At 73.1% G+C, this 13,247-nt stretch carries 15 protein-coding genes; 5 read left to right on the forward strand and 10 right to left on the reverse strand.

Annotated features, from left to right (window positions below; translation table 11 throughout):
* The first annotated feature begins 188 nt into the window (after positions 1-188).
* Positions 189-662 (forward strand): MarR family winged helix-turn-helix transcriptional regulator, encoded by a 474-nt coding sequence (locus C1N81_RS11195; protein ID WP_394428626.1) that lies wholly within the window; start codon positions 189-191, stop codon positions 660-662.
* Positions 663-782: 120 nt separating this feature from the next.
* A complete protein-coding gene (locus C1N81_RS11200) occupies positions 783-2,375 on the forward strand; it encodes a DHA2 family efflux MFS transporter permease subunit (RefSeq protein ID WP_394428627.1) in 1,593 nt (530 codons plus the stop codon).
* Positions 2,376-2,495: 120 nt separating this feature from the next.
* On the opposite strand, the gene C1N81_RS11205 is transcribed toward C1N81_RS11200, so the two are convergent.
* From C1N81_RS11205 to C1N81_RS11240, 8 genes are all read right to left on the reverse strand, one after another.
* Positions 2,496-2,921: a glutaredoxin domain-containing protein gene (locus C1N81_RS11205; protein ID WP_394428628.1), complete on the reverse strand. Its 426-nt coding sequence runs from the start codon at positions 2,919-2,921 to the stop codon at positions 2,496-2,498.
* Positions 2,922-2,948: 27 nt separating this feature from the next.
* A complete protein-coding gene (locus C1N81_RS11210) occupies positions 2,949-4,280 on the reverse strand; it encodes an MFS transporter (RefSeq protein ID WP_394428629.1) in 1,332 nt (443 codons plus the stop codon).
* 98 nt (positions 4,281-4,378) lie between these two features.
* Complete coding sequence (locus tag C1N81_RS11215) at positions 4,379-5,362, reverse strand: VOC family protein (RefSeq protein ID WP_394428630.1); 984 nt, start codon at positions 5,360-5,362, stop codon at positions 4,379-4,381.
* Complete coding sequence (locus C1N81_RS11220; protein WP_394428631.1) at positions 5,359-6,453, reverse strand: 4-oxalomesaconate tautomerase; 1,095 nt, start codon at positions 6,451-6,453, stop codon at positions 5,359-5,361. The genes C1N81_RS11215 and C1N81_RS11220 overlap by 4 nt, the downstream gene beginning before the upstream one ends.
* Positions 6,450-7,154 carry a 4-carboxy-4-hydroxy-2-oxoadipate aldolase/oxaloacetate decarboxylase gene (locus tag C1N81_RS11225; RefSeq protein ID WP_394428632.1) on the reverse strand — a complete coding sequence of 235 codons (705 nt, stop codon included), beginning with the start codon at positions 7,152-7,154 and terminating at the stop codon, positions 6,450-6,452. Before C1N81_RS11225 ends, C1N81_RS11220 begins: the two co-directional genes overlap by 4 nt.
* On the reverse strand, positions 7,154-7,906 hold the full coding sequence (locus C1N81_RS11230; RefSeq protein WP_394428633.1) for a PIG-L deacetylase family protein: 753 nt from the start codon (positions 7,904-7,906) through the stop codon (positions 7,154-7,156). The genes C1N81_RS11225 and C1N81_RS11230 overlap by 1 nt, the downstream gene beginning before the upstream one ends.
* A 45-nt stretch (positions 7,907-7,951) precedes the next feature.
* A complete protein-coding gene (locus C1N81_RS11235) occupies positions 7,952-8,605 on the reverse strand; it encodes a GntR family transcriptional regulator (protein WP_394428634.1) in 654 nt (217 codons plus the stop codon).
* A gap of 100 nt (positions 8,606-8,705) precedes the next feature.
* A complete protein-coding gene (locus C1N81_RS11240) occupies positions 8,706-9,155 on the reverse strand; it encodes a MarR family winged helix-turn-helix transcriptional regulator (protein WP_394428635.1) in 450 nt (149 codons plus the stop codon).
* A gap of 97 nt (positions 9,156-9,252) precedes the next feature.
* Here C1N81_RS11240 and C1N81_RS11245 point away from each other — a divergent pair, with 97 nt between their 5' ends.
* The 3 genes from C1N81_RS11245 (at position 9,253) to C1N81_RS11255 (ending at position 11,940) form a co-directional block, all read left to right on the forward strand.
* Positions 9,253-9,810: a quercetin 2,3-dioxygenase gene (locus C1N81_RS11245; RefSeq protein WP_394428636.1), complete on the forward strand. Its 558-nt coding sequence runs from the start codon at positions 9,253-9,255 to the stop codon at positions 9,808-9,810.
* Positions 9,795-10,685, forward strand: coding sequence for an alpha/beta hydrolase fold domain-containing protein (locus tag C1N81_RS11250; protein ID WP_394428637.1), 891 nt, complete (start codon positions 9,795-9,797; stop codon positions 10,683-10,685). Before C1N81_RS11245 ends, C1N81_RS11250 begins: the two co-directional genes overlap by 16 nt.
* 91 nt (positions 10,686-10,776) lie before the next feature.
* On the forward strand, positions 10,777-11,940 hold the full coding sequence (locus tag C1N81_RS11255) for an alpha-hydroxy-acid oxidizing protein (RefSeq protein ID WP_394428638.1): 1,164 nt from the start codon (positions 10,777-10,779) through the stop codon (positions 11,938-11,940).
* Positions 11,941-11,958: 18 nt separating this feature from the next.
* On the opposite strand, the gene C1N81_RS11260 is transcribed toward C1N81_RS11255, so the two are convergent.
* Both C1N81_RS11260 and C1N81_RS11265 read right to left on the reverse strand, forming a co-directional pair.
* Positions 11,959-12,456, reverse strand: a complete 498-nt coding sequence (locus C1N81_RS11260) for a flavoprotein (protein ID WP_394428639.1) — start codon at positions 12,454-12,456, stop codon at positions 11,959-11,961.
* Complete coding sequence (locus tag C1N81_RS11265) at positions 12,449-13,246, reverse strand: N-formylglutamate amidohydrolase (RefSeq protein WP_394428640.1); 798 nt, start codon at positions 13,244-13,246, stop codon at positions 12,449-12,451. Before C1N81_RS11265 ends, C1N81_RS11260 begins: the two co-directional genes overlap by 8 nt.
* Between the last annotated feature and the right edge of the window lies 1 nt (position 13,247).

Here is a 13,247-nt window from a genome sequence, read left to right on the forward strand (position 1 = left end):
GTTCGCGGTAGCGGCCGACGGCGTGTGTCATACCCGGGGAGGAGTGATGTGTGGTGTGTGTAGAACCCCGGGAGCAGCCTTGTGTACACCCCACACCCCGCAGACGCAGGCAGGACACGTGTCAGTCCGGTACCTGCCTCCAGGTAGCTGCTTTGACATACCTATGAACTCATACCTATCTTGGCCTGATGCCCACCTCCCGTGCCGCCCGCCAGGACGTCGACCGCGTGGCCTCCGCGCTCGCGGTGTCCCTGCCGACGCTGCACCGGACCCTCGACCGCCGGATCCTCGGGGACTTCCCGCACGACCGGCTGCCCGAGGCGCAGATCGCGCTGCTCCGCCTCGTGGCGGAGCGGGACGGCATCACCGTGCGCGAGGCGGCGCACGAACTGCTGATGCAGCCGAACAACGTCAGCGCGCTCGTCTCCCAGCTCACACGCTCCGGGCTGCTCGAACGGCGCGGTGACCCGGCCGACCGGCGTGTGGCCCATCTGCACACCACCGCCGTGGCCCGGGAGCGGATCGCCGAGGCCGAGGGGATCGCCCGGCGCCACCTCGCCGCGGCGCTGCGCCGTCTGACCGGCGGCGAGCTGGACGCGCTCGGCTCCGCCCTCGGCGCGCTGAACTCGCTCGACACGTCGCTGCGGCCGACCGCGGGCTGACGCCCGCCGGTCCGCCGCGCACGCGCCCTGCTCCCGTCACACCTGTGCCGGGGCGGGGCGCTTTCCGTGCCCACCGGCACCCTCACGTATTCACACCCCCGTCCCAGACAAGGCACACGTATGTCCTCCCCCTCTGTCGCCCCCTCCGCCGCCCAGGTGTCCGCGCCGCCGGACCCGGCCCCGTCGGGGCGGCGCGCCAACCCCTGGCTGACACTGATCGCCGTCGCCTTCGGCCTGTTCATGGTCGGGCTCGACGGTTCCGTCGTCTCCATCGCGAACCCGGCGATCGGCCGCGACCTGAACGCCTCCACCGCGGGCCTGCAATGGGTGACCAACTCCTACCTGCTGGCGCTCGCCGCCGCGCTGATCCTCGGCGGCAAGCTCGGTGACCGGTTCGGCCGGCGCACCGTGTACCTCGTCGGCGTCGCGGGCTTCACCGTGGCGTCGGTCGCCATCGGTCTGTCCGGGTCGATCGAGCTCGTCATCACGTTCCGCGCCGCGCAGGGCTTCTTCGGCGCGCTGCTCATGCCGAACACGCTCGGCCTGCTGCGCGCGGTCTTCCCGCCGCGCAAGTTCGGCATGGCCGTCGGCATCTGGGCCATGGTCTCCTCGGTGTCCACGGCGCTCGGCCCGATCGTGGGCGGCCTGCTCGTCGAGCACGTCAACTGGGAGTCCGTCTTCTACATCAACGCGCCCGTCGGCGTCCTCGCGATCGTCGTGAGCGCGCTGGTGCTGCCGCAGAGCAGGAACACGGCGGCGGCGGGGGAGAAGTTCGACGTCGCCGGTGTCGTGCTGCTCGCGCTCGGCATGCTGGTCGTGGTGTTCGGCGTGGTCAAGGGCGAGACGTGGGGCTGGAGTTCGGCGGGCACGCTCGGCGCGATCGCCGCCGGTGTGGTGCTGCTCGTCGTGTTCGGCGCGCATGAGTCCCGGGTCGCGCACCCGCTGCTCCCGATGCGCCTGTTCCGCAGCCCGGCGGTGACCGTCGGCACGATCGTCACCGCGCTGAACTTCTTCGTCCTGCTCGGCGGCATCTTCTTCGTCATGCTGTACCTGCAGAACGTGCGCGGGTTCTCCCCCGTCGAGGCCGGTGTCCGCACGCTGCCGCTGAGCCTCGCGTCCGTCGTCGCCTCACCGCTGGGCGCGGCGCTCACCGACCGGTTCGGGCCGCGCCTGACGATGCCGCTCGGCATGGTGCTCCAGGGCGCGGCGTCGTTCCTGATGCTGACCTGGTCGGCGGAGTCCGGGTACGGGGCGCTGTGGCCGCCGTTCGTCGCGCTGGGTCTCGGTGTCGGCATGGTGATGTCGGCGTCGTCCGCCGCGATCGTGGGCAACGCGCCGGTCGAGGACGCGGGCGTGGCCGGCGGCCTCCAGGCGACCGCGCTCCAGGTGGGCGGCGCGCTCGGCACGTCCGTCCTCGTGTCGCTGATCAGCAGCCGGGTCGGCTCGACGCTCGGTACGGAGCTGACCTCGGCGGGCGTTCCCGAGCGGGCCGCCGGGCAGCTCGCGGAGGCGAAGGACGCGGTGGCGATGGGCGCGGCGCCCGTCTCGGAGTCGATGCCCGCGCAGCTGAAGGCGGCGGTCGTCGAGGGCAGCCACGCGGCGTTCATGTCCGGCGTGCACCTGGCGGTCCTGGTGATGGGTGTGCTGTGCGCGCTCGGCGCGGTGGCGTCGGCGGCGGTGCTGCGCACGCGGGGCGCGGCCGTCCGGCACTGAGGATCGGAGCGGTGCTCTGAGAGAGCAGTGCTCTGTGGGAGCAGTGCTCTCGGAGCACCGCCCGCACAGAGCACCGCTCTCGAAGCACCGCCCCCGAAGAGCACAAAGAGCACCGCTCTCTCAGAGCTGTTCCCGTACCCAGCGCGGATCCGGGTTGGTGTGCGGGCGGTCCGCGACGAAGACGGTCGGCACCGTCTCGTTGCCGTCGTTGACCGCCCGCACGGCCGCCGCGCCCGCCGGGTCGCGCCAGATGTTCACCCAGTGCAACTGGCGTGCCCTGCGCCCGAGTCGGAGGCGGAGCCGCAGGCAGTACGTGCAGCCGGGGCGCCAGTCGACGACGGGCCGCCCGTCGGCCGCGCCGCGCCGTCGCGCCTCGTCGGAGCCGACCGACCTCGGGAAGATCAGCGGCGAGAACACCGCCGCGAGGGCGAGGAACACCAGCGCGTACGCCACGGCCCGCCCGGCGTCTCCCCGCAGAGCCGGGCCGATCGCGGCGAGGGCGCCGCAGAGCACCAGAACGGTCGGCAGGATCAAGGCGCGCGTCATGATCCGCAGACTACTCGGCGGCCACGACTACGCGGCGGCCACCGGCCGGTCCGTGGCCCGGGGCGCGGCCTGCGGCGCCTTGCGCAGCGACGCGATGCCGATGAACACCATCGAGAAGAGCCCGGTCAGGGCGAAGACGGTGAACCCCCGATCGCCGTTGCCGGAGGCGAGGAGCCGGCCGCCGAGCCAGGGTCCGAAGACGGCGCCGAAGCGGCCCATGCCGGAGGTCCAGCCGACCGCCGTGGCCCGGCTCTCGGGCGCGGAGCGGATCGACACCGTCGCGTAGATCATGGTCTGGGCGCTGTTGAGGAAGACCCCGGCGAGGAAGACCACCACGAAGGTGAGCGCGAGCGCCATGTGAATGCTCAGCAGGTAGACGCTGACCGCGGTGAGCAGGAACCAGATCGCCGAGATGCGCGGGGCGCCGAAGCGGTCGGAGGCGCGGCCCGCGACGAGCATCCCGATGATGCCGCCCAGGTTGAAGACGACGACGAACTGGAGCGAGGAGCCCAGCTCGTAGCCCTCGGCGCGCATCAGCGTGGGCAGCCAGGTCGCGACGCCGTAGACGAGGAGCAGCCCGCCGAACGAGGCCAGCCAGTACAGCAGCGTCTGCACCCACTGGTGGGCGCGGAACAGGTCGCTCAGCGCGTCCCAGCGGCCCGCACCCTGCGCCCGCCGCGCCTTCACGGCGGGCAGTTCCACGTCGTACGTGGTGGAGAGCCGCTGGGCCTCCTCGGTGCGGCCCCGCGCGACGAGGAAGCTCAGGGACTCCGGCATGACCTTGGCGATGACCGGCACGAACAGCAGCGGGACGACGCAGAACCAGAACGCGGCGCGCCAGCCGAGGGGTTCGACCACCCAGGTCGCCACGTACGCGGAGAGGATGCCGCCCGCGTGGTGCGCGGTCATCAGGCCGCCGACGATCAGGGCGCCGCGTCCGCGCGGCGCGTAGTCGCAGACCATCGTGATCGCGGTGGGGAGCAGACCGCCGAGCCCGAGACCGGCGAGGGTGCGGCCGAGGCCGAACGTCGTGACGTCCGGGGCGAGCGCGCACAGTCCGGAGGCGAGGGAGAAGACGGTGACGCAGCCGACCATCATCTTCTTGCGGCCGATCCGGTCGGAGACCGTGCCCGCGGTGAGGGCGCCTATCAACATGCCGAAGGTGGCGTAGCTGCCCAGGTCGCCGGCCCGGTCCGGGTCGAGGCCGAGCGCCTTCGACTCCAGCATGTGCGGCAGCACGGAGCCGTAGATGAACATGTCGAGGCCGTCGAAGAGGACGGCGAGCCAGCACAGGGCGAAGACGAGCCGGGCCATGCGCATGCCGCGGCGGACGGGTGGGTGCGGAACGGAGGAGGACATCGTTGTTTCCTCTCGGGGCCGATCGGGGCCGATCGGGGCCGATCGGAAGGGGCCGATACAGATCTCCGCGGACCAGGTGGATCAGGCGGCCAGGCGGATCAGGCGGTCCGGGCGGGTGGGACGGGTCGGACCGTCTCGACGGGCGGCGTGCCGTGCGTGTGGAACGACTGGATCGTCTTGAGGCCCCAGGCCTGGCCCTTGGCCCGCTCCGCCTCGGTCCAGGTGATCAGCGGCCAGTCGGGCGCGAGGACGAGGCGCGTGAGCGGGTTGCACAGTTCGACGCGGTTGCCGCCGGGCTCGTAGACGTAGAGGAAGAACGTCTGCTGGATGGCGTGCTTGTGCGGGCCCGTCTCGATGAAGACGCCGGAGTCGATGGCGAGGTCGGCGGCGCGGAGGATGTCCTCGCGGGTGTCGGCGGCGAAGGCGATGTGGTGCAGGCGGCCCGCGCTGCCGGTCCAGTCCTCGGTGTAGACGACGTCGTACGACTTGTCGGTGAAGGTCAGCCAGCGTGCCGCGACGCGTCCGGTGTCGAGGCGGATCTGTTCGGTGGGCCGGGCGCCGAGCACGTTCTGCTGCCACTCGGCGTTGGTGAGGACGTCGGCGGCGAGGAAGTTGACGTGGTCCAGGCGGCGTACGCCGACGCCCTTGTCGGGTTTGGCCTGCGGCTGGTTCTTCAGGGCGGGCTTCAGCTCGTCGGGCGCCTGGTAGTGCTCGCTCTCCCAGTACAGGGCGTGTTCGTGGCCGTCGGGGTCGGTGGTGACGTACAGCTTGCCGAGGCCGGGTTCGTCCTCGACCCACCGCCCTGTGCCGCCCGCCGCCTCGAGTGCCCGCACCCGGCGCCGGAGCGCCTCCTCGCTGGAGGTGCGCAGGGCGAGCCGGCCGAGTCCGGGACGGTCGCGGGCGGTGAGGACGAGGCTGTGGTGCTCGTAGTCGTCGAAGGTCCGCAGATAGACCGTGTCCCCGTGCTCGCCGTCGACGGTGAGGCCGAGGAAGTCGGTGAAGAAGGCGACGCTGGCGTCCAGGTCCGGGGTGAAGAGCTGGGCATGGCCGATGTGGGCGATGTCGCCGAGCGGCGGAGTCATCGGGGACCTCCTGACGGGGGCGCGGTGGCGGGGCGGGGGAAGACGGCGCCGTCGAAGATCTTGCGGGCGGTGCGGACGACGGCGGTGCGGCGGGCGCGCGGCAGCCCGTCGGGCCCGGCGGTGAGGCTGCTCTCGATGTCGGTGAAGCCGGTGGGGTGCTCGATGCGCACCCGGTCCGTGGCGGGGGGCCGGACGACGTTCGCGGCGACGCCCTGGTCCAGGAGCAGCCCGGCGGCCACGCTCGCGGCGCCGAGGACGCCGATCGAGGTGTGGCAGCGTACGGGGATGAAGGTGCGGGTGGTGACGGCGCCGCCGTGCCGGGGCGGGGCGAGCAGGGTCACCTTGGGCACGGTGGTCGCGGAGACGTCGCCGAGGCCCATCAATTCCCCTGCCGCGTAACGCAGTTGCCGCACCCGCTCCGCCAGCTCCGCGTTCGCCTCCAGCTCCTCCGGCTCCTCGTATCCGGTGACGCCGAGGGACCTGGCGTCGACGAGGACGGTCGGCATCCCGTTGTCCACGCACGTCACCTCGGTGCCGCCGACGGTGTCGCGGACGTGCCCGGTGGGCAGCAACGGCGCGCCGCCGGGCGGGAAGTCGACGACGACCGGGGCGGCGGTGCCGGGGACGCCGGAGATCTCCGTGTCGCCGTCGTAGGCGACGCGCCCGCCTGGGGTCGGGAACGTCGCCGTGGCGAGGTCCCCGGAGTTGACCATGCGGATGCGGACCGAGGTCTCGTCGGACGCGGGGGTGACCAGTCCGCGTTCGACGGCGAACGGTCCGACGCCCGCGAGCAGGTTCCCGCAGTTCTGCCGGTCGGACACCTCGGACTTGTCGACGTCGACCTGGAGGAAGAGGTAGTCGACGTCGGCCGTCCCGGGGTCGGCCGCGGGGGCGACGACCGCGACCTTGCTGGTCAGGGGGTGGGCGCCGCCGAGGCCGTCGATCTGGCGCGGGTCGGGGCTGCCCATGATCCGCAGCAGCAGGTCGTCACGGGCGGCCGGTTCGGCGGGGAGGTCGTCGGCCAGGAAGTAGGCGCCCTTGGAGGTGCCGCCGCGCATGAGCATGCAGCGCACCTCGCCGGGCGCGGTCACGAGGCGTCCCCGGTGTGCTCGTCGTAGGTGCGGTACTCGACGCCGAGATCGGCCAGCGTCTTGCGCAACCCGTATCGGTCGAGGCCGAGTTGGCCCTCCAGGAAGGCGGCGCGGGTGGCGGCCTCCTTCTCCTCGCGGGCCTGCGACGCCCGGGCGGCTTCGGCCGCTTCCTCGCGGGGGACGACCACGACCCCGTCGTCGTCGGCGACGATCACGTCGCCGGGCCGGATGATCTCGCCGCCGATCACGACGGGGACGTTCACGCTGCCGCCGGTCGCCTTGACGGTGCCTTGCGCGGACACGGCCGCCGACCAGGCGGGAAAGCCCATCTCGCGCAGTTCGGCGGTGTCACGGATGCCCGCGTTCGTGACGATGCCGCGTACCCCGCGCTGCTGGAGGGCGGTGGCGAACAGCTCGCCGAACATGCCGTCCGTGGACGGCGAGGTGGTGGTGACGACAAGGAGGTCGCCCTCGCCGCACTGCTCGACCGCCGCGTGGATCATGAGGTTGTCGCCGGGCCAGGACAGCACCGTGACGGCGGTCCCGGCGACCCGTGTGTCCTGCTGGTTGGGGCGCAGGTGGCTGCCGAGGAGGCCGGTGCGGCCCCTCGCCTCGTGGACGGTGGCGACGCCGTACCGGGCAAGATCCTCGACCTCCTCGCGGGTGGCCTTGGGCGGGTTGGTGACGATGACGCCGGGCATCAGGCGAGCTCCTTCGCGATCTGCGGGTACGGGCGCATGTACGCCTCGGCCAGGGTGTGGTGGGCGAGGCCGAGGTTCGGGCCCGCGTTCCGCCTGAGCTGCACGCCCCGGCGCACGGCCAGGTCGGTGTAGTAGTCCCAGAGGTGCCGCTGCGCGGCCAGGCACTCCATGGCGCGGCGCTTGGTCTCCCACACCTCGGTGATGTCGAGCAGCACCTCGGGCCGGAAACCGCTCATCTCCGGCTGGTGCGGCTCGAAGCAGAAGACGGGCGGCGCGCCGATGATCTCGCCCTCGCCGGGATAGCCGATGGCCTGCGCGAGGACGCGCGCCTCCAGGGCCATGCGGTGCGCCGCCGGGTGGTCGCCGTTGTACGGGTCCTCGGCGGGGTGGGTCAGGACGACGTCCGGCTGGGTCTCGCGGTAGACCGTGACGAGCCGGTCGGTCAGTTCGGCGGTGGGCACGAGGGGGTAGTCGCCGGCGTCGAAGAAGCGGATGGCGGCGCCGAGTTCGGCGGCGGCGCGCTCGGCCTCGTCGCGGCGCAGCGCCTTGATCTCGTCGAGCTTCTTCCCCTCGCGCCAGGCCTTCGCGGACTCGCCGCGCTCGCCGAACGTGAGGCACGCGAGGGTGACCTTCTCGCCCCGGGAGGCGGCCAGGGCGATGGCGCCACCGGCCCGCCACACGAAGTCCCCCGCGTGGGCGGTGATCACCAGTGTGGAGCGTGGAGGGGCGGCGGGCGGGATGCCTCGGGTCATGCTGCGTCTCCTTGACTGCGAGGAAGGCGCCCGCCCTTGGCGGCGTCAGCCGGCGCGCAAGGCGTCGATCACGCTGCCGAGGTGGGCGCGGACGGCCCGTTCGGCCGCCTCGGGGTCCCTGGCGCGGATCGCCTCGATCATCGCCAGGTGCTCACTCAAGGACTGCTGCGGACGCCCCGGGCGCAGCGCCAACTGGAAGCGGTGGCGCACCAGTTGGGCGTTGAGCCGTTCCAGGAGGCCGAGGGCCGTGTACTGGCCGGAGATCTCCCGGATGCGGGCGTGCAGGTCGTGGTTGAGGTCGGAGTAGGAGAGCGGATCACCGTCGGCGACCGCCTTGGACATGGCCTCGCCCAGCGCGGTCAGCTCGTCGAGTTGCGCGTCGGTGGCGTCCCTCGCCGCTTTGGCCGCGCACAGCCCTTCGAGCGCCATCCGGCACTCCGTGATCTCCACGGCCTCCTCGACCGTGACCACGCGCACCCGTGATCCGCGGTTGCGGACCCGCTCGACCAGACCTTCGGCGGCGAGGTCGAGCAGCGCCGCCCTGATGCTGGCGCGGGTGACGTCGTACTGCTCGGCGAGTTCGTTCTCCACCAGCCGCTGGGCCGGCGCCATCTCGCCGCGCGCGATCGCCTGCCTGAGCCGGTCCAGCGCGTACTGCTTGGCCTGCTCTCCGGAGCCTGGACGGGCGTCCTTCGGCATCTGCCCTCCCTGAGTGAGTGCGTGTCGACGCTAAATCTAGGCCAACAAGATTGTCAACAATCTTGTTGGCAGAAAGCGGTCGACAGTCGGGAGCAGTCCCCTACGGTTGCTTCAGGGGCGGCTCGCCCCACTCCGCCTCCAGCGCGGACCGCAGCGCCGTGACCGCCTCCGCGCCGATCCGTTCGGCGAGCCGCTTCTCCAGGCGGTCGAGGGCGTGGCGGGCCCGCTCGTGGGCGCGGCGCCCCTCGGCCGTGCGGCGGATCAGCCGCTGCCGGGCCGAGGATGGGTGCGGCACCTGCTCCAGCAGCCCGGCGGCGACGAGCGCGTGCACGGCCTGGTGCACCGTCTGCCGGGTCACGCCCATGCGCCGCGCCAGCTCGGCGACGGTGGTGCCGTCCTCGTCGAGCTGTGCGAAGAGCTGCACCTGCGGCGGCGTCACCGCGGGCCCGCCGTCGCCGCCCACCTCGGCGAGCAGCCCCTCCTCGAACCAGCGCCGGGCCTCGCCGAGCAGCTGCGGCAGATCACGCCGGTCACGCCGGACCCCGGTCATCGTCTTGCCTTCTTCCTCATCCAAATGTCAGGCTACCTGACGTACATCGTCAGGCGACCTGACAAAGCGCAGATCGGCACGTGAAGGTGGGCCCCACATGACCATCGAGTTCGCGACACGCTACCGGGACGCGTCCCGCATCCCGCCCGAGCCGGGCAAGCCCTACGTCATCGAGAAGGGCGAGGGCGACCGGGCCCACCTCTTCGGCGACCTGATCACCGTCTACGCGGGCGGCGAGCAGACCGAGAACACCTTCAACTTCTTCACCTGCGAAGGCCCCAAGGGCGACATCATCCCGGCCCACCTGCACGCCGACACCTACGAGGTCTTCTACGTCACGCACGGCGCGGTCCGCCTCTTCGTCGAGGACACCGACGGCGCACAGACCGAACGCCTCCTCACCCCGGGCGACTTCGGCTTCGTGCCCAAGAACTGCCCGCACGCCTACCGCATGGAGCGCCACCACACGCAGATCGTCGGCGTCGCCGCCGGACCCGGCGGCACCTTCGAGCGGTTCTTCGAGAGCCTCGGCACCCCGGCCGAGGAACACGGCCTGCCGCACCGGCCGTTCGTCCCGGAGCCGCACCGGTTCGCCGCCGTGCCCCAGGAGTACGACGTCCGCTTCCTGCCCGGCCAGCAGTGGCGGACCTCGTGACACCGGCCGGCCTGCGGGCGCTGATCGCCGCCCCGCACCCGGACGTCGCACCGCTGCCCCCGGCGGCCGGGCGCGCGGCCGGCGTACGGGTGCTGCGCGGTGTCCCGCACGGGGTGGTGGAGGGTGGCCGCCCGCTGGAGCTCGACCTGTGGCTGCCCGCGCCGGCGGCCGAACGCCCCGCTCCCCTCGTCCTCTTCCTGCACGGCGGTGCGTGGCGACGCGGCCGCCGGGACGACATGGGGGTGCGCACCCGGTCCTGGGAGCCGGGCCCGTTCGAGCGGATCGCGGCAACCGGGCTCGCCGTCGCCTGCGTCGACTACCGGCTGAGCGGCGAGGCGGTGTTCCCCGCGCAACTGGACGACGTGCGGGCGGCGTTGCGCTGGCTGGGCGTGCGGGCGCGGGAGCTGGGCATCGACCCGGAGCGGGTCGTGGTGTGGGGCGAGTCCGCGGGCGGCCATCTGGCGTCGCTGCTCGCGCTCACGCACCCGGAGCCGCCGCTAGCGGGGGCCGTCGTCTGGTACGGCCCGTCGGACCTGGAGACGCCGCGGCCGCCCTTCGACCCGGCCGATCCGTCGTCGATGGAGGCGCTCCTGCTCGGCGCCGCGCCCGCGACCGTCCCGGAGCGCGCTTCCGCTGCGAGCCCCGTCCGCCGCGCCCACGCGGGCGCGCCCCCGTTCCTCGTCGTGCACGGCGACGCCGACACCATGGTGCCCTGCGGACACGGCCGGGATCTGGCGCGGGCGCTGCGGGCGGCCGGGGCGGACGCCGAGCTGCGCATCGTGCCCGGGGCGGAGCACGGCTGGGTCGGCGTCGGGGAGGCGGAGGTCGCGGAGATCTTCCGGGCGTCGCTGGGGTTCGTGCGCGCGACCGCATGATCCTCGTCTCTGTACCGGGCACGAAAGTGCTGGCAGATTGGGGTGCGCCAGAGGAAACGCGACCCGATACCCCCGATGACGAGGTGTGCGCATGAGCCCGCAGTTCGGCGACTACCAGTACGAGATCTACCTCGACGGACTGCGGGGCGTCGTGCCCACCATGCCGATGGAGTACGACGCCCTCGCGGCGCGGGCGCGGGCGGCGCTGCCCGAGTCCGTGTGGTCGTACGTGGCCGGGGGCGCGGGCGACGAGCACACCCAGCGGGCCAACGTCGAGGCGTTCCGGCGGTACGGGCTGATGCCGCGCATGATGGTCGGCGCGGCCCGGCGGGACCTGTCGGTCGACCTGTTCGGCCTGCGCCTGCCGTCGCCCCTCTTCATGGCGCCGGTCGGCGTGATCGGGCTGTGCGCGCAGGACGGGCACGGGGATCTGGCGACGGCGCGGGCCGCCGCGCGCACGGGCGTTCCGATGGTCGCCTCGACCCTGTCGGTGGACCCGATGGAGGACGTGGCCGCCGAGTTCGGTGACACGCCCGGCTTCTTCCAGCTCTACACGCCGACCGACCGGGAGCTCGCCGAGAGCCTCGTCAAGCGGGCCGAGGCGGCGGGGTACAAGGGCATCGTCGTCACGCTCGACACGTTCATCACCGGCTGGCGCCCGCGCGACCTGTCCACGTCCAACTTCCCGCAGCTGCGCGGCCACTGCCTCGCCAACTACACCTCGGACCCGCGCTTTCGCGCACTGGTCCCCGGCACCGACCCGATGGACACCGTCTCCACCTGGGTCGGCCTCTTCGGCAACCCGCTCACCTGGGACGACCTGCCCTGGCTGCGCTCCCTCACGGACCTGCCGCTGCTCCTCAAGGGCATCTGCCATCCGGAGGACGTACGCCGGGCCCGGGACGGCGGCGTCGACGGGATCTACTGCTCCAACCACGGCGGCCGGCAGGCCAACGGCGGCCTGCCCGCGCTCGACGCCCTCCCCGGCGTCGTCGAGGCCGCCGACGGCCTCCCGGTCCTCTTCGACTCCGGCATCCGCTCCGGCACGGACGTCGTCAAGGCGCTGGCGCTCGGCGCGACGGCGGTCGGCGTCGGACGCCCGTACGCGTACGGGCTCGCCGTCGGCGGGGAGGACGGCCTGGTCCACGTCCTGCGGACGCTGCTTGCGGAGGCGGACCTGCTGATGGCCGTGGACGGATATCCGACGCTCGCGGACCTGACGCCGCGGACGCTGGTCAGGGTTGCGGGGGCCTGACGGCCTCGGGTCGCGGCGTCAGCCGTCCTCCCGCAGCGCCGCGAGGAGTCGCGTCGCTGCGGGCCAGCTGAAGTCGCCGGGGGCGAACCGTACGCCCATCCCCTTCAAACGGCGCACGCTGTCCTGGTAGGCCGGGTGGCGGGCCAGTTGTCCGTTCACGCAGGGGGCGACGGCGACGGGGATGCCCGCGCCGTACGCCTCGCAGAGGGTCGCCACGGCCAGGGTGTCGGCGATGCCCGCCGCCCACTTGTTGACCGTGTTGAACGTGGCGGGCGCGGCCAGGATCGCGTCGGCCGGCGGGAACGGGCGCGGCGTCGCGGGCGACCGCCAGGCGGACCGCACCGGACGCCCGGTCCGCTCCTCGGCGTCGGCCCGGTCGAAGAAGCCGCCGAGCGCGGTCGGCGTCGCGATCACGCCGACCTCCCAGCCCGTGGCCCGCGCCTCCCCGATCAGCGCGCCGACCCCGTCGGCGGCCCCGGCCGCGCTGACGACGACGTACAGGAACGGCTCAGCCATGGTGCGCCCCCTCGATCAGCGCGGCGAGGCACTCCGCGGCCTTGCGCAGCCCCGCGTCGTCCGGGGTGACGGGTTCGTCGAGGTAGGTGTCGCGGCGCAGCTCCAGCATCAGGGCGTGGACGCGGGGGTCCTTGCCGTAGTGGCGCAGGGGCACGTAGACCCCGGCGAAGGGGGTGTCGAGGCCGTGCCCGCCGAGCGGCGCGAACGCCTCGCGGGCCAGGGCGACCAGCGCCTCCGGAGTGTGGAAGGGGTCCGTGCCCAGGCAGACGGCGGGGCGCGGGTCCGTGCCGTGCAGTTCGTAGGGCAGGGCCCGGCTCGGATAGGAGTGGACGTCGATGATCACGGCCCGGCCCGTCGCGGCGAGGCGGTCCTCGACGGCCCGGGTCATCGCCTCCGCGTAGGGGTGGAAGTACGTGGCGAGGAGGTCGGCCTCGTCGGCGGGCGGCTCGGGGCGCAGGGGCGCGCGCCGCGTGGTGCGGGTGTAGACGGCGCCCATGCCGACGGCCCGCATCTCCTCCCGTTCGTCGGGGAACCGCTCGGGGTCGACGACGAGCCGCGACCGCTCGTTGACGAACCGCCACGGGGTCACGGCGGCGGCGCGCGCGGCGTGCGCGGCGATGTCCTGGGTGCGGGCGTCGGTGATGAGGTCCAGCTCGCGCTCCAGGGCGGCGTCGTCGAGCAGGATGCCGGCGCGGACATCGGCCGGGACGGTACGGGAGCCGTGCGGGACGTGGAGGAGGACGGGCGAGGCGGGATCACCGGGCAGGAGCCGGTGGGCGGGACGGTCCATG

The organism is Streptomyces sp. SGAir0957, from assembly GCF_043523415.1.